Origin of the sequence: Chryseobacterium urinae (genome assembly GCF_030518295.1) — a bacterium.
GTDB lineage: Bacteria > Bacteroidota > Bacteroidia > Flavobacteriales > Weeksellaceae > Chryseobacterium > Chryseobacterium mucoviscidosis.
This window is the reverse complement of record NZ_JAULSJ010000001.1, coordinates 94902-121346: the sequence shown is the minus strand read 5'-3', so window position 1 is coordinate 121346 and position 26445 is coordinate 94902. Positions and strand designations below refer to the sequence as shown.

The window sequence follows — 26445 nt, the reverse complement described above, 5'->3', positions numbered from 1 at the left end:
CAAATGAAAAATAAAATAATAGAAGAATTTAAGGGATCTGTATCTCTAGACAGTATTCGAACACAGTTTATTCAGGTTGAGTTGGATGAAGATTTATTTAATTATGTAACATTTCGCATATTAAAAAATAATGAAGAAAGGAATTATGGTTTTAAATATGTATTAGAATATAATCAGCAAAAAACAAATATTCCTAATGGGCTATATCTAAATACAGCTAATGACTGGTATAATGAATACAAAAAAAACAATATAGAAGGAAGACAGATAACAACGATACCGAATGGAATGAGAACTAGACATCAACTTGATGCAAAACACTTTGTGTTTGTTATTGATGGTTATTGTTTCAATATATTAGCTGAGAAATATATAATAAGTGAAAACCGTTTTTTTGAAATCTACAGAGAAGATAGTGAAAAAATAAAAAAAATAGTATCGTGACATTGACGCCATTATTTATACAACATACCCAAAAAATGCACCGAGGCAAGAATATTGAATATTATGCAAATTCTAAAAAAGCTTTTTTTGATGCTGCATTATATACCCGTCAAAAAGAAGATGGTAAATGGGAATCTGTTCAGGGAGGTTTCTTATTTAATAATGTAGAAGAAGTTGGTCAAAAAGCTGTTAATGAGTTAACAGCAAGAGAGTTAGGTGTTGATTTTAATGATTACAGCAACTTGTATTACATACATGCAATTTCCGCAACATTAAACAATGATCTTGTTACTTACCTAATAGATCTTGGAGATAATGTTTTTATTATAAAAGCTAAAGAGGTAATTCTTATAGATGAGGATATATATGTTTCATGATTTCTGGCACTTATTCTTCTCCTTGGCTAATTAAAATTTAGCTCCCGCCTTTATAGCAATATAGAAAACCGATTCGCAACAAATTTGAATCGGTTTTCTATTTGTACATTTTTTATTTAATGTCCGTTATTGACCTTCTTTTTTTGGTTAAACTGAAAATTATTCAAAGTAAAGTTTAAAAGTAATTTCGCTAAATTTTTCACCCGATTCATCATTTTTAAATCCTTCCAGTCTTCGTTTACTGCAACTACAGAATCCCCCGCACCAAAAAAGGCTTATTCTCCTTAAAAATTCTGAATTTTGAATCTGGAATTTCAGCCGGATCAAAAGAAAAAAGCACAGCACTTCCGATTTCTCATCATAACGCTGTGTACACTTTACAGGCAGTAAAATCTTAAAAAAATACGTTACCGCGTCTGATTTTTCAGTTCTGTAAGGTACGGTAAAGCGCAGCCCCACTGTTGCGCTTTACGTGTCTTTTAAACAAAATATAATTAAAAAACACCAAGTCAATGAAAGCAGCAAAACCTGTAGAAAAAGACAACAAAAACCATCATAGCCAGAGCAAAAAGCAGAAGGCTAAAAAGCTGGTGGTGGTACCTCTGCCCGTGGCGGAAGTGGCTCCTTTACAAACACAAAAGCCTGAAGAATCTGCAGCTCTTGCAGGATTCGCAACCCCGAATATCAATAAGACGAATGCAAGCGGAATTATCGCTCCGGTTCACGGTTCACAGACTATTTACGATCAGGGTTCTGAGATCATGTTTAAAAAGCATCAGGAAAGTCTGGCAGAAACCGGAGATATCAATCATCCGGATACCAAAAAAGCAGAAAAAAATTACACTTCTACGCTGAACATTAGTCAGGTTAAAGATTATCATGATCTGAAATCCGGAACGTATGTGCCGAAAACGTTGGAGGAACAGGCTGCAATGGCTCAAAGCAACGGTAATAGTAATTCTGAAACAGCAGTTCCAGCCTTAGCAGATTCTGTTAATATATCTGAAGTGCAGGATTCCGTTGCTGCAATGGATCTCAGTTCAGAGTTTACTTTAGCAGGCGAACAGGAAGAAGCCGCTAGAACAACGCCAACCAGCGCGAACAGTGATCCGAAATTTAACCAGACTATAGGTGTGGTTAAAAATACGGCAAAAGTGAAAAGCACACACAGTTCCAAAGAAAAGGCAGAAAGCCATGCCAACGCTGCTGCTGCCGTACCTGCCGGAGAACGAAAATCGAAAGCAAGGGGTCAGCAGGTAGAACAGCTTGATCAGCAAAAAGCAAGTCCTTTTAAAGCTTCAGATTTTAAGGCAAAATTGAATAAGAGGATTAAGACCGTAAAATTACCTGAAAGGCAAGGTGACGCAGATAATTTTGAAAAAAATAACAATATTGCTTCTGTCAACCAATCAATTAAAGGAGATGTGGTTGTATCAAAAAATAATGTGACCGGAAGTATTGAGGCTGTAGCAAAGCAAGAGCCTAATGAGGCTAAAATTGCGCAGCGTAAAGCAACAGCACTGCCAGATCCGAAAATAGGTTCTAAAGTAAATATAAAAGCTTCTGAAGCAATGCCTGCTAAGAGAGGAGACTCCGAATTCAGCCTGCCGATTGCTAAAAGTTACAGGTCTGTTGAACAGCAGTTTGCTAAGCAACGGATCACGGATGAGCAGTTGGCAAAATCCAACGAACCGGATTTCATCAATGCCCTTAATGCTAAAAAAGCAGCTAAAGACAACGCGGAAAAAGCTCCAAAGGAATTTAAAAATGAAGAAAACAAAAAGCTGGAAGCCTCTAAACGCGAAGCTCAGGGTAAAACCAACAGCACAATGGAGGGAATGCACCAAAGCAGAAAAGGACTGCTGGATAGTGTAACCAGCAAGCAGCATAAAGCCGGTGAGAAAAATACCGCCAAACATCAGGATGTTGTGGATAAGCTGAATTCTATTTATGCAGAGACCAAAAAGTCAGTTGACGGACAGTTAAATGACCTTGAAAGTAAAGTTACCCAGATGTTTGATGATGGGGCAAAAAAAGCAAAAGAAGCTTTTGAAAGAGAAGTAACCCAAAAATTAGAGGCATATAAAGCCAAACGGTATGGTAGCTGGAGAGATTATGAAAATTACGGCAAACGTCTGACGGATGCATGGAATCGAAAATTGCCAGATGAAGTTAATGTGTTTTATAAACAGGGTCGGGATCATTTTATTACCGCCATGGATGGGGTTATTACTAAAATTGCTGAATTGGTAACCTCACGATTGAATGCCGCAAAAGCGTCTATTGCTTCCGGACGCCAGAAAGTCGTTACCTTTATTAAAAATCTTCCTGCGGATTTAAGAAAAGCCATTAAAGGAGATATTGATGCAATTCAGGGACAGTTTAAAGAACTTGAAAATTCGATCAGTGAAAAAGAATCTTCATTAATCGATTCTTTGGCAACGAAGTACAATGATGCACTGAAAGAAGTGGATGAACTTATTGTTGATATTAAGAACCGTAACCGAGGATTCATCGCAGCTGCAGAAGATGCAACAGTGGGAGTGGCGAAAACGATCATGGAAATCCGAAAAACACTTACAGAGCTGCTTTCCGGAGCGGTAAGTGCAGTAATGGCAATTGTTGCAGATCCGATAGGATTTTTATCCAATCTTATTGCCGGAGTTTCCCAAGGATTTACTAATTTCGGAAAAAACATCTGGACACACCTTAAGACCGGTTTCTTCGGATGGCTGACCGGAGCAATGAAAAATATTTCTTTCACTTTGCCGGAAGATATATTCTCATTAAAAGGTATTTTCTCCATCAGTACCCAGATGCTCGGATTAACATGGGATAATATCAGAGGAATTGGAGCTTCAGTAGTTGGAGAACCTGCAATGAAGGTACTTGAAGGAAGTTTCAAAATGGTACAGATTGTTCAGAAAGATGGTTTTGCCGGACTTTGGGAACATGTGAAAGACCAGTTTGCTGATCTTAAAGCCACCGTAATGGATACCATTATCGATATCATTAAAACGGAGGCAATACAGGCAGGAATTAAGTTTATTTTGGGCTTGCTTACTCCGGCAGGAGCATTTGTAAAAGCGGCAATGATGATTATCGATCTGGTGAAATTCTTTATCCAGAAGGCTGCACAGATCATGGAGCTGGTAAAAGCCATTACGGAAGGTATTAAAGCGATTGCCAGCGGAAATGTAGCAGCGGTAGCGAAAGCGATAGAAAATGCATTGGGAAGAGCAATCCCAGTCGTGATAGGCTTCCTGGCTTCCTTGGCAGGTCTTAGCGGATTGGTAGATAAAGTTATCGGTGTAGTAAAAAAGATCCGACAACGGGTTGAAAAGGCCATTGTGAAGTTCTGGAACTTTATTAAAGGGAAAACAAAAGGACTGCTTGGGAAGATTGGTTTTGGTGATAAGAAAGAGAAGAAGGAGAAAAAAGGAGAAGACCTTCGTACTACTGAAGAAAAGAAGAGGGATTTACATGCAGCAGTGGAAGAAGGTACAGAATTGTTAAAAGATAAGAGCTTAACCCCAGAAGAAAGAGAAAAACGTTTAAAAAATATAAAACAAACCTATGAACTAAAAGAATTAGAGATTGTTACGGGAAAAGTAGATTCAGCTGGGACTTGGGCTTATATATTTGGTAAAGTTAATCCAGATGAAAAAGGAACAATATTAAAAATGTCAGACGGTAAAGAAATTCCGCTAAGATCCGATCAGGCAGCTATTATTAGAGAAGAACTAAAAAGTGATGGAAAAAAAATACAACATTTTAGAGCTATTTTACCAACAGGATTAATGCTGGATCTTGAAGCAAGAGGTAATCGTGATATTATCATAACTATAAATAAGCATAAAGTAACAGTAGTTAATGTACAAAGTCCCAAAAAAAATCCTTATGGAGCAACAATAAGAGGTTTTGATACTAAAGAATATCTAGAAAGGCAATATATTATAATAAATGTAAATGAAAAGTTAGTTGGAGATATTAATAGTTCAAAAATTAAGGAGTATCAGAATAAATGGAACAAAAAGAATTATAAAGTAGGAGATGTAGATTGTTTTTCATTTGCAATGTTTATTTTAAAGAAAGAATTACATGGAGATATGAAAAGTGAACCTGAAGGAGAAAATAATGAGGAAAGATTTTCAGATTTATTATTAGAGCAGGAGGAAAAAGAACAAGAAAACCGATATAGAAATACAAAAAAAAGAAGATAAAATTATGACAGATTTTATAAAAAAACTAGAAAAAGAGTTTGATATTCAAATTATTCATTCTAAGAAACATATCTGGAAAAATTATTATGATATTGATGAAGATGGAAATATTAAAACATTATATTTAAATGAGATTGATTTAAAAAAAATTGACGTGTTATTACCTATCGCAGATAATCTGGTTTGTCTTGGACTTGTAAAATGTAATATCAGAACTTTAGAATCATTAAAATATTTTATAAATTTAGAAGCTTTGGATCTATCTCTTAATAGATTACATAGTTCTACACTTGAACATTTGAGTTACTTAAAAAAGCTGAAAAAACTAGATTTAGGAGGAACAAATGTGAAGGATACATCATCACTTGGTACTCTTAATAATTTGGAGATGTTATTTGTTGGTGGAAATGATGAGATTAATGAGGTAAAAGGCTTGGAAAGTTTGAAATCTCTAAATTATTTGGATATTTCTAACAGCTGTATGAAGAGTATTGAAAGTATTTGTGCAAATAATAATATCCGTTTATTAAATTTGGAAGGAACCGAGATAGAAAAAATAACTCATCTGGAGCGTTTTACTAATTTGGAAAGTCTTAATTTAACCGCTACTTTAGTGGAAAAGATTGAAGGATTAGAAACTTTGAAAAATCTTAAAGAACTTTTCATTTCTACATGGCGGTTAAAGTGCATTGAGGGCTTGGAAAACTTAACCAAATTGGAAATTTTAGATTTGAGTATGAACCATATCTCACAAATAGAAGGGTTAGACAATTTAACTGGTTTAAGGAGGTTGAACCTTAATGAAAATCATATAACCAAAGTTGAAAATTTGGGTAATCTGATAAACCTTGAACTTTTATTGCTGGAAGCCAATAAACCATTTATTTATTTCGATACAATGTTTTTCAATAATTTAGTTTCAGACTGTTATATATACATGCGTGGCGAGAAAAACATTGCAAAAATTCGAGATGCAGCACCTGAAAATGTGAAGATTAATTATGACTCCGATTATCCTTGGCCAACATCATTGTATCGTGCTCCGAGTAATATATTTAAATAAACCTCATTTATAATAGTTTTCAAAATATCAATAACTGGAAAACTTTTAAAGGAAAATTTCAATTAGAAATTTTCCTTTTTTATTTTATCTTTAAACTTTTAAGCGAAGAAATTTCAAAAATAACCATGACAGATTTTATAAAAAAACTAGAAAAAGATTTTGATACTCAAATTATTCGTTCCAAAGAACATATCTGGGAAAATTATTATGAGATGGATAAAGATGGGAATGTTAAAACATTATATTTAAATGAGGTTGATTTAAAGGATATCGATGCATTATTACCAATAGCAGATAGTCTTGTTAAATTAGCTCTTCCATACTGCAATGTGAAAATTTTACGTCCATTAAATGCTTTTTCACGGCTAAAAACATTAGATTTAACCGGCAATAAATTACCAGAAAAATCATTTAGGTATTTAGGAGATTTAAAAAGTCTGAGAAATCTGGATTTGGGAGCAACTGGACTTAAAGACACTTCTTTGTTGGGCGATTTAATTAATTTAGAAATATTATATATCAGTTGCAATCCGTATCTCGAAGTAAATGGTTTGGAATATTTAAAGTTCTTACAGCGTTTAGATGTAAGCCTTACCGAAATTGATCATATAAAAAAGATAAATGTCAATGAAAATATCCGTTCTTTAAATATTGGAGAAACTAATATTAAAAGAATAACTGATTTGGAGCGTTTTCCCTATTTGGAAGAATTGAGAGTAAATGGAAGTCGGGTAGACAAAATTGAGGGTTTGGATACCTTACACAATCTCAAACAACTTTTTATTTCGTGTACTCATGTAGAAGAAATTGAAGGTTTAGAAGGTTTAACAAATTTAGAAGTATTAGACTTAAGCCATAATGAAATTTCAAAAATCAAAGGATTGGATAATCTGAAAAACTTAAGAGAACTAAATTTAAATGAAAATAAGATCACCAAAGTTGAGAATTTAGATCATCTCATAAATCTTGAGTATTTAATTTTTGAGGCGAATGAAATTAAAGAGTTTGATACGTCTTTTTTATCTAATTTAGTGTCCGAATGTTTTATTTCTCTATGTTTTACAGGAGATTATATTAAAGAGATTAAAGATGTTCCAAAGAATGTAACAATTAAGTTTGAAGATGATCATTTTGTACCGAGAACATTATATAAGTCAAAAAAATTGTTTCGATAATACAATAAGAGCCTTGTTTTTACAGGGCTCTTAAATTAATGTTGAAAATCTAATTAATAATCGAGTTTAAATAATTATGGGAAATTTTACAACCGACACTGTTATTGTAATAGAAAAGACACCTACAAAAGATATTGCAAATATAGTAGATGAAATTATGCTGGAAAATAATTTCACTATTGCTTATGGTTATAGCCGTTTTTATTTTGAAGATACTAACCCAGATAGTAACCTTGATGATTCAAAAACAGTAGAGGCAGAAACTATGGAAGATGCCTTAAAAACTTTAGAGGAATTTAAGAAAAACCCTACCGGAGGTAATTATGAATACAATATGTTTTGGGGTTATAATGAATACGGACAAGAACTTGGTTATAATATATCGGTACATTTTCGATCGTTTGATAACAAAAATATAGAAGCTGTAATTTTTTATGTTAGAGAAAATATTTTTGAAATAGCACACGAAAAAGAACTTAAAAGAGTATTTGCAGAAATAAACAGGAGAACTAAAGTAATAGCAGCCACACAAAAAACAGACTATTATACTGATGACTATGATGAATTTGATATAATAGAAGAGATTATGTCTGGAAATATTCATACTAAATACGAGTATAAGTTTCTTTAAATAATTTCTGAGAAAAAGCTTTTAAAACTAAACTTTAATTAAAAGTTTAGTTTTTTTTATTAAAGAGTTTATCTTTAACCTCTCAAACTGAGAAATTTCAAAATAACCATGACAGATTTTATAAAAAAATTAGAAAAAGAATTTAATACTCAAATTATCTATTCCAAAGACCCCATCTGGGAAAATTATTATGATGTGGATAAAGATGGAAAGATTATAACATTATTTTTACGTTATGTTGATTTAAATAAACTTGATGTATTATTACCTATAGCAGAAAGTTTGATTAATCTGGCTGTTATCGATTGTAAAATTAAAACCTTAAGAGGGTTAAAATCGTTTACCCGCTTAGAAGTACTAAGCTTACGTCTGAATAATTTGCATAGTTCTACAATGGGGTATTTAAAACATTTGAAAAATCTAAGAAAGCTGGATTTAAGAGGTGTCAATCTTAAAGATACGTCATATCTTGGATATCTAACGAATCTGGAGATGTTATTCATTGGTGGTAGTGATCGTCTCTATGAAGTAAGAGGCCTGGAAGGTTTAAAATCTTTATACTATTTAGATACATCTTATTGTAGAATTAACAATATAGGTAACATCTGCGCAAACGAAAATATTCGTTCATTAAAATTAGAGGGAACTAAAATAAAAAAAATAACGCATCTGGATCGGTTTCCTAATTTGGAAAGCTTAAATATAGATTGTACTCATGTAAAAAAAATAGAAGGATTAGAAAATTCCAAAGATCTTAAAAAGCTTTTTATTTCTACACGGGGTATAAAGCGTATAGAAGGCTTGGAAAATTTATCTAAATTGGAGGTTTTGGACTTAAATTTAAACGAAATTTCTAAAATAGAAGGATTGGATCATTTAACCAATTTAAAATGGTTGAACCTTAATGACAATCATATAACCAAAGTAGAGAATTTGGATAGTCTGATAAATCTTGAACTTTTATTACTGGAAGCCAATAAACGAATTACTTATTTTGATACAAGGTTTTTCAATAATTTAGTTTCAGACTGTTATATATATATGCGTGGTGAGAAAGACATTGCAAGAATTCAAGCTGCAGCACCTGAAAATGTGAAGATTAATTATGACGACAAACATCGTTGGCCTACGTCATTGTATCGTGGTCCGATTGATGTTTTTAAATAAACTTAGTTTATAATAGTTTTTGAAAGATCAATAACTGGGAAACTTTTAAAAGGAAAATTTCAATTAGAAATTTTCCTTTTTTATTTTATCTTTAAACTTTTAAGCAGAGAAATTTCAAAATAACCATGACAGATTTTATAAAAAAACTGGAAAAAGAGTTTGATACTCAAATTAATCGTTCCAAAGAACACATCTGGGAAAATTATTATGATGTAGATGAAGATGGGAATATTAAAACATTATATTTAAATAAGGTTGATTTAAAGGATATTGATGTATTATTACCAATAGCAGACAGTCTTGTTAAATTAGCAATTCCATACTGTAATTTGGAAATGTTACGTCCATTAAATGCTTTTTCACGGCTAGAAACATTAGATCTAACCGGCAATGAATTACCGGAAAAATCATTTGGATATTTGAGAGATTTAAAAAGTCTGAGAAATCTGGATTTGGGAGCAACTGAACTTAAAGACACTTCTTTGTTGGGCGATTTAATTAATTTGGAAATATTATATATCAGTTGCAATCCGTATCTCGAAGTAAATGGTTTGGAACATTTAAAGTTCTTACAGCGGTTAGATGTCACTCTGACTAAAATTGATCATATAAAAAAGTTAAAGGTTAGTGAAAATATCCGTTCTTTAAATATTGGAGAAACTAAAATTGAAAAAATAACCGATTTGGAGCGTTTTTCCTATTTGGAAGAATTGAGAGTAAACGGAAGCAGGGTAGACAAAATTGAAGGTTTGGATACCTTACACAATCTCAAACAACTTCTTATTTCGAGTACTCATGTAGAAGAAATTGAAGGTTTGGAAAGCTTGAAAAATTTAGAAGTATTAGACTTAAGCCGTAATGAGATTTCAAAAATCAAAGGATTGGATAATCTGAAAAACTTAAGAGAGCTAAATTTAAGTCTAAATAAGATCACCAAAGTGGAGAATTTAGATCATCTTATTAATCTGGAGTTTTTAACTTTAGAAGTTAATAAAATTAAAGAGTTTGAAACTTCTTTTTTATCTAATTTGGTTTCCGAATGTTTTATTTCCTTATGTTTTACAGGAAATTATATTAAAGAGATTAAAGATGTTCCAAAGAATGTTACCATCAAATTTGAGGCGGATCATTTTGTGCCAACAATATTTCCTATTTCAAACAATTTGTTTCGATAATAAAAAGAAACTGTCTCAAAAATGAGGCAGTTTCTTTTTTTACACCCGAGTTTTTCATTCTAGTTTCTCATTTCTAATTTTTCTTCGATAAAAGTTTTCATGTTCGTTTTCCTTTCGGATACTGCTTCATTTATTCAATATAAGTGTCTTATTTTCCTTTTGAAAAAACAGTAAAATTTCCCAGCGGTAAATAAAAGGCTTCTTAAGCTATACAAAATTTACGACTTACTGCAACTACAGAATGCAGGAGGCTAAAAACTTTAATAAGAAGAAAAAAATAAGGAATTTTGAACCCTCAAGTACAGATACTATTGGATCCAAATCAGCTGTGCTAAAAACTTAGAAAAGTTAAAAAATTAAGTATGGAAAAAAATGAATCAACAACAAAAGAAATTCTAAAATTCTATTTTGAGACCGGAAAGAAACCTACCGAAGCCCAGTTCTCAGAATTTTTAGATTCTTACTGGCATAAAAAGGAAAGCATTCCTAAAGAAAAAATCGAAGGGTTAGAAAATCTGTCATTAGACTTTGATCTTCTGTGGTCACCCACCAGCAAAAAACTGTCTTTGGCAGATGCTCAGGGAAACGTATTGTCGGAAATTTCTTTGCAGTCTCTGGACAATGAAGGGACAGATTTAAGATATAATACGGCTACAGCCTCATTAGAACTTTATAATGCAGACAATGAGCTTTTAGACAGCATTCCAGTTTCGGATTTTGTGAATAATGTAGGTACGCAACTGGCTTTAAATTCCAACATTTTACAGTTAAAAGACAGCAAAGGAAACGTATTGTCTAATGTGATGTTTGCAGTTTCTAACATTGGAGGATTGCAAACCGCATTAGATGCTAAAGCAGAAAAAACAGTAGCTATCAATACTGTTTCTCCGTTACAGGGAGGAGGCAATTTATCGTCTGACAGAACATTAAGCATATCTCAGTCTAATACGAATACTTCAGGTTATCTGAGTAATACAGACTGGAATACATTTAATAATAAATTCGATAAACCTTCGATGGCAGCCAATTATCTCGGAAGATGGAACGGCTCAACATTTATTAACAGCCTATTACAGGATAACGGAACCAGTTCGGGAATTGGAAGTAATAACTACAATAATATTATCTGGTCTGTTGATTCTTCTTCTAAAGCAGCGCTTATCGCTCCAAGAATGACTCAGGCTCAAAGGCTTGCGATTTCTTTAGGAACTATTCAGGCGGGAGCTGTTGTTTATCAGACTGATGGCACAGCCGGATATTATCTCTGGAACGGAAGTTCATGGGGAACTTTGGGAAGTAATATTGCTACCGCAGATCTTACCAATACTCAGGCAAGAACTTTCACTCAGAATGCGGATTTTACATGGAATACTTTAGGAAATGCTTATTTTTTGAAAGGACTGAAGGATGTAGGCAGTGATTACAAAGACCATCCCAAAGTTTTAAGAATAGACTCAAACACAAAACAGGTTGTAGAAGGTGATGCTTTGGTAGTAACCATACCGGATACTTTACCTAATCCTGTTACACCAACATCACAAACTTTAAATATAGTTCACACTTACACAAATAGTCCTACCGCATTAGATACCAATGTAAAGGATTTAAATGAATTTATTATGAATATAGGGAATTTAAAATTTACACATTTAACGGTAGACGATTGGAATTTGATTAATGCTTCTAATAATACAGCATCAGCTTTGTCTGCAAATGGTGGAATAGTTCTAAAAACAAACAATAGTAATTATAATACATTTTCGACAGATGAAATAATGGCTTGTGCTTATCCTAATTTGATTTTACCATCTAATAAAAACTGGGTTTTTGTTATAGGTGGTAGCGTTGGAAATGAAACATATGAAGGAAACAGAGGAACAATAGGTATGGCGTCTTCTGATGCAACTTCTAATATAGGTATTATTGACAGTTTCATATCCTATTTTACTACAGGAGTAAACTGGAATGGTTACTATAATTCTATAAATTTCACTCCGTTAGTTTATAATCAAAATTATAATACAATTTCAAAAAGTGTCAATAATACAATTATTTTTACAAAAGTAGGGAACATATTAAACATTACTGTTAGAAGCGGTAGTGATGTCAAGACAATGAATACAGATATTACTGGAGTAGGTACAATGAAACCTTTGTGTTCTATTAGAAAAGGTTCATACTCTAATCTTAATGTTTGTAGTACTGATTTTGGAAAATACTGGATCGAATCTTAAGAATATAGAAATAAAATACTTTCACAAAACTGAAAATATCATTTTTGGCAAGCCAAAATATAAAAACATTAAAAAATTATGGAAAAGAATAAATTAGCTACCAGAGAGCAGCTAAAAATCTACTTTGAAAAAAATAAATATCCTACTCAAAGCCAGTTTGCAGAATTAATTGATGCATTTAAACATAGAGAAGATATCCCGACAAATAAAGAAGCGGTAATTTTAGCTAATAGTTTGGCATCAATTGATAACGCATATTTAGCATATCATGGATACAATTTCGGAAAAGAAAAAATTTTGCTAACAGTTAATTCTCAAGATGAAGGAGAGCAACTAATTGATGTTAGTAAAACGAATAATTATCAGGAACAAAGAAAGTACTTTTTTGGTACTGCTCCTTACTCAGTTAAAATAAAAAAGTTTCAGTTGGATGAACTTGCCGAAACAGAATACTATTATTTCAACTACCAGATTAATCCTAACTCTAATTCTAGCTTCACTGTGGAAAGAATTATAGGAAATAATTTGCAGGTATTACCTGAAGGATTTGATTTAGGAACTTTTAATGACAAAATTATTTTGACGTTCTCCAAAATAGATTTTGGTCAGAAAATAAACATCATTAATACCAATATCAAATTTATTAATAATACTAATGTAAATATTATGTATAGAGCTCATGCAACTTATTGGGGAAGTTTGTTTTCAAATGGAGACAGTGTTACTAATCACTATAATTTATGGGATAATCTTTATTTTTTCTATAAAGCTGATCTCAAAGAAATTAATCAACATATTGAATGTAAAGTTTACAATGTAGACAATAATCAGCTTATAATGACGGGATACTTGTATGCAGGAGAAAATAATGAAAATGGTTGGGGTGGTGATGTGGCAACGGGAATCAGAAATATAAGAATTGAATGTAATTATCAAAATCAAGACTAATGAAATTAAAAATATTTGAACAAAACCAGCATCTTAAAGATCTTACGCCTTTTGAACTAATGGCAAAAGATATCACCATTCTGAATGGAATCGTTAAAGGGGAACCTACTTATGAAAAAGGAAGAAAAGCCGTTGCCGGTTACTATTTAGACAAGGAACAGACGAATCTGGCAATTCAGAAAATCTTTTCAGATGAACTGGATGAAAATGGATTTTTAAAAGGATTAAATATCCTCATTAAATGGTTCGATATCTATGAAAATCCTGTGCTTATTAAACGTGTGTATGTACCTCTTTCTGTTTCAGAAAGTGCAGAATTGGTTATTAAAAGACGCAAGCGAATTATTGACTATCTTAAAGAATCCGGCATAAGATTAGGCGTAAAACAGCATATTGATTCCCTTTTCGGCTATTACTCAAATTATCAGCAATCTGGAATTACAAAAAATCTTTTAAACAGCTTTATCGAAAACGGAACCGAGGAATTAAAATATGCTGTTGTTAATGAAAATAATCATGAAGTATTGGATATTCTTAATCATATTTTACCTGCCGCAACTACCATTAAAGAGTCATTATTGGATCAAATTTCATAACGTAAAAACCATTATATCAATTGTAGAATTTTAGGCTTAGATTTTTATAATCTAAGTCTTTTAAGATCAACTCAAACAATTTTAAAAATACGAATTGCCACTCTGCTGCAACTACAGAAACTGTCATCCAAAAAGCAAGGATTTCTCCCTGAAAAAGGTGAATTTTGAGGTTTAAAATAACAAAAATGCAACCAACACAATTACAAAATTTATTCAATTATTTAGAAAGCGTTATTACTTGGCGTCTTAATCATCCGGAAGATGATTTCACTACTGCTCCCGAATTTAATTCATACGATTACAAAAACTTTCATTTGGGAAATTATATTCTGAAAAAAAATCTTACCCATCAGGAAATTGTTATTCTTTTAATGGCTTTGCTGCCAAGATTGGATCCTGCTTTACTGAAAAGAGTTTATCTCGAATTTCCATCCAGTCCGTTATTTGATTTCTGTTCGGTTAACGACAACGGCAGACTTTTTAATCCTACAGTTCAGGCTGTTCAGTACATTCTCGGCGGAGAAAGTATTTCCGAACGATTAAAAGCGCTGGACTACTTTGCCCAGACTTCATTATTAGTAAAAGAAGAACTTCTTGTGTTCTCAGGCTCTTCAAAGGAAAGCTTTTCAGTAAACAGTCTGTTGAGCGTTCCTCAGGATGCTTTTGAGGCTTTAATGTTCGGAACAGAACTGCTTCCTAAAATGAGTAACGATTTCCCGGCAGAACAGCTTCATACAAGCAGAACATGGGCAGATTTAATACTACCTCAGACTACACTTGAAGAACTTCAGGGGATTGAAGCGTGGTACAACAGCAGCAGAATTCTTATGGAAGACTGGGGAATGCAGAAAAAACTTAAACCGGGTTTCAGAGTACTGTTTTACGGAGATCCGGGAACAGGAAAAACCCTTGCTGCAAGTCTTTTAGGGAAATATACGAAAAGACCTGTTTTCAGAGTGGATGTTTCCATGCTCGTTTCCAAATATATTGGTGAAACAGAAAAACAGCTCGCCAAATTATTTGATAAAGCGGAGAACAAAAACTGGATCCTGTTTTTTGATGAGGCAGATGCTATTTTCGGGAAAAGAACCAACGTTCGAGATGCGCATGATAAATATGCCAATCAGGAGGTCTCTTATCTGTTACAGCGAATAGAAACCTTTTCAGGACTTATTATTCTGGCTTCCAATTTTAAAAATAATATGGATAAAGCCTTTACGAGACGTTTCCATAGCTGTATAAAATTCAATAATCCCGGATATGAAGAACGTCTGCGCATCTGGCAGCACAATCTGCCGCAGCAATTAGATCTTGGAGATATTAATCTGGAGCAGATTTCCAGAAGATATGAACTTACAGGATCCAATATCATGAACATCATTCAGGATGTTTGTCTGAAAGTAATTTCGTCGGAAGAATCCGGTTACAGAGCAAATTCAGAGATGCTGCTGGAAAGCATCAGGAAAGAATATTTAAAAGAGGATAAAATATTCTCTTAACAAAATTGAACTTTAAATACCAACATCATGAATGCAAAACATTTACTGCTGATTGCCTTAATGAGCATCGTGTCTGGCTGTAGAACTAAAAATAAATTGATCACTAATTATGAAGAAAAAAAGCAGGAATCAGAACAGGTAAAAATAGATTCCCTGAGTACAAAAAGTCAGCGGTCAGTAGAGAACAGTTCTTCAGAAACGCTTTCAAAAAACCGAAAGGACGAACAGTCCGGAGAAATATTAATCAAGGGCAGATCCGATCAATCCAGTCCTTTTGTTTATCATAATATTGTAAGGAAAGATACTCTTCAAAGTATTTCAATCGTGGGGAATGCAGAATATATCATCAATACCCATTATGTAAAATCGGACAACAAAATTTCTGAGACAAAAAAAGAACAGTCAGTAACTCTTATGCGGAATGATGATCGAAAAGTTATTTCCAGACAAGCTCATAAAGAGTCTGATCTTACAATTTCTTCACAAACCAAAAAAATAAAGGTGATCGGATTTCAGGCGGGAGCATGGATCGTAATTACCATCATTGCAGGAATTATAATTCTGGCATTTTTCACCTACAAATATTTTAAAAAATGAAAACATCACAAAAAGGAATACAGCTCATTTTATCATTCGAAGGTTTCAGTGCAAAACCTTATCTGGATTCTGCGGGAATTCCGACGATAGGTTACGGAAATACCTATTATCCCGGAGGTAAAAAAGTGACCATGAAAGATCCGCCGATTACAAAAGAAAAAGGAACTGAACTGTTTGCATCAGTTTTACCGACGTATGAAAAAATTGTGTACGGAAAAATTAAAATTCCCCTTACACAAAATCAGTTCGACGCGCTTGTTTCGCACACCTACAACACAGGAGGTTCCGATACATTATTTTCGTTAATCAATAAAAAAGCAGATCCTGAATCCATCAGAAACTGGTTTGTCACAAAATATACAACAGCGGGCGGAAAAGTTCTTGCAGGTCTAATGAGAAGAAGAAAAGCTGAGGCGGATTTGTTTTTTGGGAAGTAAATAAAGGTTAGGATTGAACATATGTTCATTATTAGAAGATTGTCTTTCAGGCAATCTTTTTTTATATACTAAAATATCGAAACCAAAGCCAAAGTCTTATATTTTAGTCAATAATTCATCATATTTACATTATGTTGTACGCATCGTTTTTAAAGAATTTCAAGTTTTAATTTCATAATTTTTCAAAATTAGAATTTTTAGCATAGCATTTGTATAATAGATTGTATCTGATCGTTCAGATAGAAATCATAAAATTTTATTTATAGAGTGTAGAGATTTGTCAGTTGAGTTGATGTTCTGTTCTATCATTTTAAGTTTCTAATGACGTTGGATGACGTGAAAATGAGTATTATTCAATACAATAGCGCAACCACCAAATGACAAAATTGAATACCAAAAACAGCTCAGATGCCGCCTTGTGTATTTTGATAAGGAAAAACCGGCAGCAGGGATTTGAGAAACTCTACAAAAGCTATGGCTGTATATTGTATGGTCTTGCTCTGAAATCGGTTTCCTCCAAAGAACTGGCAGAAGAAATCGTACAGCGAACTTTTCTGAATGTCCTGAAAAAGATAGATTTTTTTTCGGATCAGAAATATTCCTTCCACATCTGGATGATCCAGAATCTTATTGCGGCAATTAAAGAACTCCTTACCGAAAAACATATCGAATACAATTTTACTTTACATCAGTTTCCGGAATTCAGTTTCGAGCTGAAGCATCATATTTCACCTTATTCCTTCCCCTCTTCTTCCCAATCCGAGATCAGCAGTTTATGATTTTCTGAAAATATTTAGCCTTAATCAAAAACGTGGTATCCGTTATTTTAATATCAGGATTTATTTTAAGTTTTTGGCAGACAAATTGTTACACATTTGAAATCAATTAAGAAAACATCCGAAAATCAAACCACAAATATAATGTCATTATGAAAAATTCAATCTTAAGTATTCTTGCCATCGCAGCGATGGTAGCGTGCAAAAAAAATGAAACAACAAATGTAGACACTTCCGCAGACAGCACAGCAATGACGGCTCCTGCAGATTCCGGAATGATGAACAACGATTCTGCTACAACCGCGGCACAACCTGCAGCAAACACATCTGCCTCTCTCAGCGATCAGGACAAAATGTTTGCCGATGCTGCTGCAAAAGGCGGAATGATGGAAGTGATGCTGGGAAAACTGGCTGTAACCAACGCTGAAAGTGCTACCGTAAAATCTTTGGGAGAAATGATGGTGAGTAATCACACCAAAGCTAATGAAGAACTAAAAAAATGGGCAATGACGGTAGGTTATACTTTACCGACTGCTATGGATGCCGATCAACAGAAAATGTATGACGATCTGAAAGCAAAAAAAGGAAAAGATTTTGATAAAGCGTATGCAAATCTTATGGTAAGCGATCATAAAGAAGATATTGCGGCATTTAAAAAAGAAGCTTCAGCGGGTTCTGAAGCATCATTGAAATCTTTTGCAAGCGCAACGCTTCCAACGCTGGAACATCATTTGATGGAATCCGAAAAAGCGATGATGGCTGTTAAATAGAAAAGATCAAAAAAGAACTTTTAAAAAGATCCTCAGAATCTGTAAAATGATTTTGAGGATATTTTTATTTGAATGTTTGAAAAGCAAAATTTCGACATTTAAATTTACTATGATCCTGCTCATAATGATTTAATATCCAGATTTTTAAATTTGTAAATAATCACAAAGAAAGAAGTATGAAGCCGAAACAGATTCCGGGAGTTCCGATCCAGAAGAAAGGCGGATTCCACGACACAGAAAGTACCAAACAGTGTAAGATTTTAGAAATCAATTCAAAATTTGTTGTTCTTAAAGAGCGTTTTTTCTCCATCAATCGCTGGAAAGAATACTGTGGTAAAGCTTCTGCTGATTTTAAACATTTTGATGCTTCCGGAAACGTTGCAGACCGAATTCCCAGAAAAGGCGATTTTATAAGAATTTCCATTCCGGGTCCCGGAACGGTGGAAGCTAAAGGATATGATTGGGTGGAGATCATCAATATTTCTCACAGAGATACAGACAGACATGAATCGTATCTGATGATGTGCAGACCTTCCAAAGAGCCCAATAAGCTTAAAAGTCATATTGCCCATTTTTATACTCCTGCAGCAACATCCAATATGCTGATTTCCAGAGAAGGCAATATTTTAAAAGCCGCAATCTACGGCAGGAACGAAAGTCCTAATTTCAATGCGTCTTTTTGGGATAAAGTAAGAAATTTTTTTATTGCTTTAGGCGGAATTTTCGGATTCGGGAAAATGCAGTGGAAGATTCTCACGGACGGATTACTTGATTTTGATTAAAATTATTGATACACTTGTTTTTTTACCCATTTTACTTTTTTATTGAACTCCTCAGGCATTTGAGGAGTTTTGGTTTAATATGTTTTGAAGATAAATTTAGAATCAGTACAGTTTTTTTCCAAGATTTTTAAACCACAATTCCGTAGTTTCTTCCGCCGGAATATTCAGTTTGGTTCTCAGGTTATGCTTTCTGTTTCGTACAGTACTCACAGTGCGGAAAGTATAGTTAGCAATGTCTTTTGTATTAAAACCCAGATAGATGAAAGCACATAAGGTGAGTTCTGAGACCCTTAATTTGGGATCAATTTTCAGCAGTTCATTCACAACTTCAGGATAAACCTCCTGAAAACGGGTGAAAAATTCTGGACTGTTGCTTTTGGCAAGCTCGATGATATCCTCAAAAGATTCATTTACCTTTTGCTGAAGCTGCAGATTTTCTTCCTCTTTTGTATTTATCAGTGCAATATTTTCTTTTTTTCGGGCATTATGTTTTTTTAAAGTGTAAAGATATATCGCTATAAATAAGAGAATGGTCAAAGCAATGAAAAAATACAGTTTGGTGTACGTTTTCTGATTGCTGATTTCTTTTTCCTGAATGATTTTTTTTACGGGGAAATCCTGTATTTTTTGTTTTTCAACAGAAAGACTGTCGTTAATCGTGGTATATTTTTCTAAACTTTCAGTAGCTTTATCTGGCTGATTCATCAGTTTATAAGCATCCGCCAAAAGTCTGTGGGTATCTTTTATATCTTGAGGTTTGTTTAGCTTTTTGGAAATTTCAAGAGATTTTTCAAAATAGAAAACAGCATTTTTGTAATCTCCTTTTTCTAAATAATATCTTCCCCAGTTCCGGTCTAAGATTGATCTTTCGAACGAGGTTATTTTTTTAGAAAGATCGAATTTTTCTCCCAGATCCAAATAAAATTTTGTAGAATCTGTATTTTTTTTGAATGATATAAAATATTTGGCGAGTCTTGAAGCGGTGTATGCTGAAGGATTTGCTTCGTGGGCTTTAAAAAGATCCGAATACATTTTGGAGTAATTTTTTTGCTCTTCATAAACAACGGAACGCAGACTGTAACAATACTCCAGATTGGGCTTGCTGTTGCTTTTTTTTGCGGCATCTATAGCTTTTTGGTAATATTCCAGAGCCAGCGCATAAAATCCGAGATTTTTATAATTTCTTCCATATTCAGCGTTTATTTTTGTGAAAACATCGTCATTATTCAATGCTTCATTTTTTTTTGAAGCAATATCCAGAAAAGCAAGACTTTCCTTTGTTTTATAAAGGTTACTCGATACATTGGCTGCAATAATGTAGGTTTTTAGAGCTTTCTCTTCGTCTTTCAGCCGTTCATATCCTGAAATTAATTCTCTGCATACAACCAAAGACTCGTTCAGTTTTCCTTCAGAACGCATTACCAAAAGACGGCTGAAAAGGGAATCAAGTTGCTTTTTGGACTTTTGACCCAAAACAAAATTTGAAAAGAGTAAAATGACTAAAAAAAATAATGCTTTATTTGAATTCATAAATTAGTACAATCATCACAAAATAAAATTACTTAAAATTAACAGTATTCAGTTATAATTTAAAAAAAAGACAGATTATTAAACCTGTCCTTTCCGGATATTCCTTTAAATAGATTTGATTTTCGTGAATACAGAAAAACGTAAAGTATATTTTTCTTTTTTTTTCAGACAGAATTTTTATCCATTTCTCAGAAAATAATTTTCTTTAAAACATTAAAAAAACTTCTTATAAAAAGCAAAACTTTCTTCGGAAATGAAAAAAGTTTTGCAACGTGATTATTGGATTCATTTGTGATTTACCTCCTTTTTTGTTGTTTGCAAAGAAAAATAATCTTTTGTGATAGCTCAAAAAAATAGGCATCTATTCTGTATCTATTTGCTGTAATGTTTTGAAAATCAGTTTTTATTTTTTTTGTTTTACGAAACTTTTTTTAAATCAGATTCTTTTTTTCGTAAAGTTTCCATTTGTAAATTGTATTTCTGCTTATCTTAAATTGAAGGGAAGTTTCAATATTATTCAGATTATTTTTTTTCTGGTATTCTATAATTTTTTTTATATCAGACCTCTTATAGGATTTGTGCTTTTGATTTTCGTCTTTTTTCTGAACTTCTTTCCCGAAAATAATTGTGTTGAGGTTGATGATATCAAAACTTGACAATGTTTTTTTTCTGAGAATTTTTTCACATTCTTTACGTTTTTCAGGATGTTTTTTCTCCAGAATATCTGAAAATATAAGTTTATAATTGGGCTGGATTTCCTTCATAATTATGGGCTTTTTTATTTAAGAATTGAATCTATTTATTAATCTTTTCATATTTATTAATCCATTTGTATAAAGTGGTTTTAGGAATGCCGTATTTTTCGATAACCTGACTTCTGCTAAGCTCTCCGGAATTGATCTGATCCAGAATAAAATCTATAATTTCTTTGGTATAGATGTTTTTACGAAAAGAAGGAAGGCTGGATCTGTGGGTTGTTTTTTTTATCAGATTCAATGCGGAGGTAGGTGGAGAGTACAGGATTAAATGTTGGCTGTAAATCCTGAAGAAATCGTATTCCAGAAGTTTGCACCATTTCAAAATGGTAATTACATCTATGCTTTCTGAAGTCAGCATTTCTTCAATTTCATTTTCTGTCTTACCCATGAAATTGCAAATTCTTGTAAGATCTATATTCGTCTCAATAATCCTCTGATTGATGAGCGAGCCAATATGAATATTTTTAAAGTTCAAGTTTTGTTAATTTTTGATTTAATGACCAAAATAAGAGCAATATTTTTATATAGTGAAAAAAATACCGATCTATCAGGATTCTACATTTTTATATGAATGTTTTTTAAATGTATGTTTGCTCTCTTATTTGTAAAATTCCGCTTTAATAGTAGCTAAAACGTACTTTTATTTAATTATAAAAAATACTGGATTTATTCTTAAGGCTTCCAAAACGTCCATTTCTGCCCGTTGAAAATAATCAGTCGGTGTTTCGTTGCATCTGTTGGATGTTTAAGAAATGCCATCATTCCCGGAGACGGATTTTTAATATTGGTAAAATTGGAGACTATTGGTAAAACCAATGCTTTATTTGGGGAATCCAATACCAGAACACCGTCCGTAGATGTGCCTGAATTTCCGATAATTGCCCTTGCTCCGTTGAAGTCATTTAAAGGTAATGCCTGTGGTGTTTTTATCGTATTTTCTATGGCAGTGGAGTAGCCGGAACGGATGCTTAAATCTGTCCAGCCCGTATTTTCATTTTTTACTTTTACTTTATATTCTGCATTTGAAGAAACATCAAAAATAAAAGTTCCTCCTTTAGAATTATTGGCTCCCGAAGGTACAGTTTCCGTATAAGGAAGAATAATCCCTTTGTCGTTATCTGTCCCGAATTCTAACAGAACAGAAGTACTGCTGACATTTCCTACAGAATTTGCCGATCCTATCCTTACCTGCGAAAAAACTTCTCCGAACATGAAAACGAATAATATAATTGCGGTCTTTTTCATTGTTTAAAATTTAAATTAATAAAAACGATAATAAAAGCAACCGGATAAATCATCATTTAAACGGTTGCAAAAAATGAGTGAATTAAGGACAACCTTGTGTGCTGAAACATTTCCATCCTTCGCCGGCTCCGGCTCCCATATAAATTTTCATGCATCCTGCACCTGCATTTTCATCGGTATCGAAAACCATCATTCCGACAACCGGAATGGCAATCGTAGTTTCTGGACTGGAGTTTCTTGTGATTACGAAACCTTTTGTTTTGGCTTCTAGTGCAGTATACGCTGAATTTCTGATCATCGGCCAGCTTGCATTGCTTCCTCCGGCTCTGCCCAAAACTGTAATTCCCTGCTTTACAGGATAAGTTTGTCCCGCTACTAAAGTCGGATCTTCATAGCAAATACATCCTTTTACCATTGTATTCTGAGAACTTCCTATGCTTTGTCCCGTTGCATTGCTATATCCTGTAGGCAATGATGAAAATTGCGGAAGGCCAATATTAATTCCTGTTGTGCTTACACATGTTGCAGAAGCACAGAGATTTTGGTTTATGGTTGTGCTGCCTCCGCTGAGTGATCCTCCAGCTATAACCAGTTCAGAATTGGCAATATCAGCTCCTCCTTCGCCTGCATCAGAACAGCCGTCTGCATCAGAGTCCAAATCTAAATAATCCGGAATACCGTCGTCATCAGTATCACTGCATGAGTTTATTACTACAGATCCCATTCCGAGATCTCTTACCTGAGAACCGTCGCTGTTAGCAACAAAAGTAAATACCAAATCCCCTGAAACAGGAGTGCCGTTTGGTAAAGTAATAATAAGATTGCTGTTCGCGGATTTTGTAGAGTTTGATGTTACTAACGGAAGAGAAGTTATATTTACAGTTGCTCCGTTACCAGCTGCAACTACAGGGGATGTTGTATTATTAACAGTAGTGGAGGAAATTGTTGCGTAAACTGTTCCTGCATACGAAACGGTGAAGGTAAAACCTCCTGTATTATTACCTTGTGTGGTTCTAAACCAATACAAATTGTTCAGATTGATAAAAGTAGTACCGAAAACACTAGATATGTTTCTTGATAAAGTAGTTGTAGTTCCTGCATCTCTTCTAAATTCAAGGCCATTGGTGTTAAGATTAACTCTTCCCGTACCTGAACCCCAAGTACCGCCATATGTACCATCAACAGTCCAGTCAGGTACTGTATCTGTATTACCACCTGTAGTTGGAAAAGTACTATTAAGAATGGTGCTTCCGCTGCATTCTGCTGTATCCAAAATTCCATCGTTATCATCGTCTACATCGGTACTGTCTGGAATTCCGTCTCCATCAGAATCTGGATTTACTGTTGCTGTTGAAGAATTATTTGCGGAAACAGGATCAGCCTGTGTAGATGTTCCGCTAATTGTAGCCGTGTTAGAATAATTTCCTCCTGCTTTTACAGTTGCTGTAATGGTAAGTGTTGCATTAGCTCCGTTGGTTAGGTTTCCAATAGTCCAGTTCGGAGCTGTCCAAGTTCCTGTAGAAGTTGTGGCGTTTACAAAAGTATAACCGGAAGGTAAAATGTCATTTACTACAACATTACTTGCAGAATCCGGACCTACATTACTTGCGGTAATGGTAAAGATTACATTGCTTCCTACTCCTGCTGTTGGACTGTTTACCGTTTTTGTTACGGCTAAATCTGCAATTATTGCAGCAGCTCCAAATTCTGAAGTATTTCCATTAGCATCAATAGCTATTGCTACTAATTTATCACCTGATGAAAATGTAGCTCCTGAAACAAACGTTACCGTCTGATTGCTAAAAGCATTTGCTACTCCTGTAATGCTTCCTAAATATTGAATTCCCTCACCGTGACTGGTTACTCTGGTACAGACTCCAGCTGTAATGGCTCCGTTTTGGTCGCCATCATCAGCAACTTTATAAAACTGAATGGTTTTATTTCCTGCAATGATAGCTCCTGCTGTAGACTCATTTCCATTACAAATGCTTATGTATCCTGAAACATCTAGAGTTGTAGCAGATGTAATGCTATAACCAGTAATTACAGGATAATCCAGTAATAAATTAGGCTGATTGGCTGTTGTCACCCCATCATTGGGCGATACTCCATAGTCATTAGCGGTTCCGTTCCAACTTGCCAGATCTATAGGTAATCTCGTATTATTATAAAAAACATTTCTCGAAATCCTGTTGTTGTTGGATGCATTGGCAGCGACACTACTGCTATTGGTAATTATCACACCGCCACGTATCGTTGCTCCGGATTTATATCCATTATTGGCAATAATATTAGCTTCAATATCATCCCTTGTGTTATCATCATTAGATCCTATAATATTATTGTTAGCACCATTTCCATTTGAGTTTACATACACTCCTGCATTTCCGTTTCCTAAAGCGGTTGTTCCGTTTGCTCCTACACCTATATAATTTCCGGCAACAATATTATTACTTACCGCAAAGTTATTGGATGCTAAGTAAACTCCGGCTCCGTTAAGATTTCCGGAAATTATATTTCGTTCGGACGCATCTTCAACACCATCACTGTCGGTTCCTATCCTACAATTTGTAACACTGTTTAAGCTTACTCCGGCTCCGGTACTAAAAGTTAGTGCTGTACTATATGTTCCGTTTGGTAATGCTGTATTTCCTGTGGCATCAACTCCTATATAATTACCTGCGACGACAATATTATTTGTCCTTGTAGCTAAAGTTGCACCTGCAAGAGTAGCAGCAACAACAGCTCTGCCACCATTACCAGAAATTACATTTCTTACAAAAGGCGCGTCAACAGCAGTATGAATTCTGTCGTCAAAACCTATAACAATATTATTAGGTGCAAATAATCCTGCTCTTTGCTGAATATTAATTGCGGGATAAAAACCATCTCTAGTAGCATTTGGTTTTGCCACAGTACCTATATAATCGGTTCCTATATAGTTACCTGCGATGTTGATTCCGCTTCCACTTTCTATAGCAATACCATAATTAGTACCTCCTGAAATAATATTTCTTTCCGCTTCATCAGAGATTCCGTTAGCATCAGTTCCAATTACAACATTAGTTCCAGTTGTTCCGATAAATGATATTGGCATTCCTTCAGCAGCAGGTACGTTTTGTCCGATTGGCGAAACTGTTGTGCCATCTGGCAAAAGTCCGAAATAGTTACCTGATACTTTGCTGTTGTTTAATATTAAACCCACATCTCCATAAAAAAATATTCCGTTAACACTACCGCCGGCAACCGCATCACGATAAGTATTGGCAATAACATTGCCTTCATTAACATCATTTGTACCACCATTTGATCCTCCATCACCGTTAGTTCCGATAACTAGATTTGAAATATTTGCAGCTGCAGAAGTCGAGCCAATGAACAGAGCTGATGATTCTAATCTGGTGTCGGCTGGAGTAGTACTAACACTGCCGTTTCCAAGCAATCCAAAATAGTTTCCCCAAATATGCAATCCGTTAATACTCGCCGGTACGAAAATACAAACTCCTTTGGTATTATACATTGCCAAACCACTGATGGAAGATCCGTCTGATCCGCCAACAAAAGCAAACATATGGGAGGTAATATCATTTCCATTAATCTGAATTCTGATACTGCGACTGCTTGATGGTCCTAAAGGACCTTGAACTGCAGAGGCTGCCGTATATCCTCGAATACTTACTTGCCCTGTAATATCAGGTAGAGATGATGTTAAAGTAATTGTATGAGTCCCGGTTCCTAATCCACTAAAAGTAATGATATCAGCTCCGGGATTCGAATTAGCTTGTGTAATGCAGTATCTTAAGGTTCTTACTGTTGAGGAACCAGTTCCGTCTCCATTGTTATTTACATCATAAGTCGCTGCTTTCAGGCTGTTTATGTTGCTTAAAAGCAATAACATCAAAAATAAAGCAAAGCTGAATTTTTGATGTTTTCTATAAAAAATTGTAAAGAATTTCATTATTTTAAAAATTTTATTTATTGGTTATAGTCACCAAAATATTTCATCAAATTGTTTTTC

Annotated in this window: 22 protein-coding genes; 17 read left to right on the top strand and 5 right to left on the bottom strand. The window is 34.0% G+C overall.

Annotated features, from left to right (window positions below; genetic code table 11):
• Positions 1-3 precede the first annotated feature (3 nt).
• The 17 genes from QWT87_RS00530 (at position 4) to QWT87_RS00450 (ending at position 18894) form a co-directional block, all read left to right on the top strand.
• Positions 4-444, top strand: coding sequence for a hypothetical protein (locus QWT87_RS00530; protein WP_302712629.1), 441 nt, complete (start codon positions 4-6; stop codon positions 442-444).
• Positions 445-446: 2 nt separating this feature from the next.
• Positions 447-821 (top strand): hypothetical protein, encoded by a 375-nt coding sequence (locus tag QWT87_RS00525; protein ID WP_302712627.1) that lies wholly within the window; start codon positions 447-449, stop codon positions 819-821.
• 512 nt (positions 822-1333) lie between these two features.
• A complete protein-coding gene (locus QWT87_RS00520; RefSeq protein WP_302712625.1) occupies positions 1334-5044 on the top strand; it encodes a phage tail protein in 3711 nt (1236 codons plus the stop codon).
• 4 nt (positions 5045-5048) lie between these two features.
• Positions 5049-6107: a leucine-rich repeat domain-containing protein gene (locus tag QWT87_RS00515; protein WP_302712623.1), complete on the top strand. Its 1059-nt coding sequence runs from the start codon at positions 5049-5051 to the stop codon at positions 6105-6107.
• 125 nt (positions 6108-6232) lie between these two features.
• On the top strand, positions 6233-7282 hold the full coding sequence (locus QWT87_RS00510; RefSeq protein ID WP_302712621.1) for a leucine-rich repeat domain-containing protein: 1050 nt from the start codon (positions 6233-6235) through the stop codon (positions 7280-7282).
• 76 nt (positions 7283-7358) lie between these two features.
• A complete protein-coding gene (locus QWT87_RS00505) occupies positions 7359-7913 on the top strand; it encodes a hypothetical protein (protein WP_302712619.1) in 555 nt (184 codons plus the stop codon).
• A 108-nt stretch (positions 7914-8021) separates the two neighbouring features.
• Complete coding sequence (locus QWT87_RS00500) at positions 8022-9080, top strand: leucine-rich repeat domain-containing protein (RefSeq protein WP_302712617.1); 1059 nt, start codon at positions 8022-8024, stop codon at positions 9078-9080.
• Between the two features lie 125 nt (positions 9081-9205).
• Positions 9206-10255 carry a leucine-rich repeat domain-containing protein gene (locus QWT87_RS00495; RefSeq protein WP_302712615.1) on the top strand — a complete coding sequence of 350 codons (1050 nt, stop codon included), beginning with the start codon at positions 9206-9208 and terminating at the stop codon, positions 10253-10255.
• A 362-nt stretch (positions 10256-10617) separates the two neighbouring features.
• Complete coding sequence (locus QWT87_RS00490) at positions 10618-12489, top strand: hypothetical protein (protein ID WP_302712613.1); 1872 nt, start codon at positions 10618-10620, stop codon at positions 12487-12489.
• 78 nt (positions 12490-12567) lie between these two features.
• A complete protein-coding gene (locus QWT87_RS00485) occupies positions 12568-13437 on the top strand; it encodes a hypothetical protein (protein WP_302712611.1) in 870 nt (289 codons plus the stop codon).
• Positions 13437-14033 (top strand): hypothetical protein, encoded by a 597-nt coding sequence (locus tag QWT87_RS00480; protein WP_302712609.1) that lies wholly within the window; start codon positions 13437-13439, stop codon positions 14031-14033. The genes QWT87_RS00485 and QWT87_RS00480 overlap by 1 nt, the downstream gene beginning before the upstream one ends.
• A 185-nt stretch (positions 14034-14218) precedes the next feature.
• Positions 14219-15532 (top strand): ATP-binding protein, encoded by a 1314-nt coding sequence (locus tag QWT87_RS00475; RefSeq protein WP_302712607.1) that lies wholly within the window; start codon positions 14219-14221, stop codon positions 15530-15532.
• Positions 15533-15559: 27 nt separating this feature from the next.
• Positions 15560-16129: a hypothetical protein gene (locus QWT87_RS00470; RefSeq protein WP_302712605.1), complete on the top strand. Its 570-nt coding sequence runs from the start codon at positions 15560-15562 to the stop codon at positions 16127-16129.
• A complete protein-coding gene (locus tag QWT87_RS00465) occupies positions 16126-16566 on the top strand; it encodes a lysozyme (protein WP_302712603.1) in 441 nt (146 codons plus the stop codon). Before QWT87_RS00470 ends, QWT87_RS00465 begins: the two co-directional genes overlap by 4 nt.
• 377 nt (positions 16567-16943) lie before the next feature.
• A complete protein-coding gene (locus tag QWT87_RS00460) occupies positions 16944-17345 on the top strand; it encodes an RNA polymerase sigma factor (RefSeq protein WP_302712601.1) in 402 nt (133 codons plus the stop codon).
• A 149-nt stretch (positions 17346-17494) separates the two neighbouring features.
• The gene (locus tag QWT87_RS00455) at positions 17495-18112 is read left to right on the top strand and encodes a DUF4142 domain-containing protein (RefSeq protein ID WP_302712599.1); all 618 of its coding nucleotides are present in this window, start codon (positions 17495-17497) and stop codon (positions 18110-18112) included.
• A 176-nt stretch (positions 18113-18288) separates the two neighbouring features.
• Positions 18289-18894: a hypothetical protein gene (locus QWT87_RS00450; protein WP_302712597.1), complete on the top strand. Its 606-nt coding sequence runs from the start codon at positions 18289-18291 to the stop codon at positions 18892-18894.
• 102 nt (positions 18895-18996) lie between these two features.
• Here the strand turns inward: QWT87_RS00450 and QWT87_RS00445 are convergent, their stop codons facing one another.
• The 5 genes from QWT87_RS00445 to QWT87_RS00425 all read right to left on the bottom strand — a co-directional run bounded on the left by QWT87_RS00445 (position 18997) and on the right by QWT87_RS00425 (position 26385).
• Positions 18997-20424: a tetratricopeptide repeat protein gene (locus QWT87_RS00445; RefSeq protein WP_302712595.1), complete on the bottom strand. Its 1428-nt coding sequence runs from the start codon at positions 20422-20424 to the stop codon at positions 18997-18999.
• A 431-nt stretch (positions 20425-20855) separates the two neighbouring features.
• Positions 20856-21188 carry a transposase gene (locus QWT87_RS00440; RefSeq protein WP_087711166.1) on the bottom strand — a complete coding sequence of 111 codons (333 nt, stop codon included), beginning with the start codon at positions 21186-21188 and terminating at the stop codon, positions 20856-20858.
• Between the two features lie 31 nt (positions 21189-21219).
• Positions 21220-21570, bottom strand: coding sequence for a helix-turn-helix domain-containing protein (locus tag QWT87_RS00435; RefSeq protein ID WP_337250566.1), 351 nt, complete (start codon positions 21568-21570; stop codon positions 21220-21222).
• A 284-nt stretch (positions 21571-21854) separates the two neighbouring features.
• A complete protein-coding gene (locus tag QWT87_RS00430) occupies positions 21855-22427 on the bottom strand; it encodes a hypothetical protein (RefSeq protein WP_302712590.1) in 573 nt (190 codons plus the stop codon).
• An 82-nt stretch (positions 22428-22509) separates the two neighbouring features.
• The gene (locus QWT87_RS00425; protein WP_302712588.1) at positions 22510-26385 is read right to left on the bottom strand and encodes a DUF11 domain-containing protein; all 3876 of its coding nucleotides are present in this window, start codon (positions 26383-26385) and stop codon (positions 22510-22512) included.
• Positions 26386-26445: the final 60 nt, after the last annotated feature.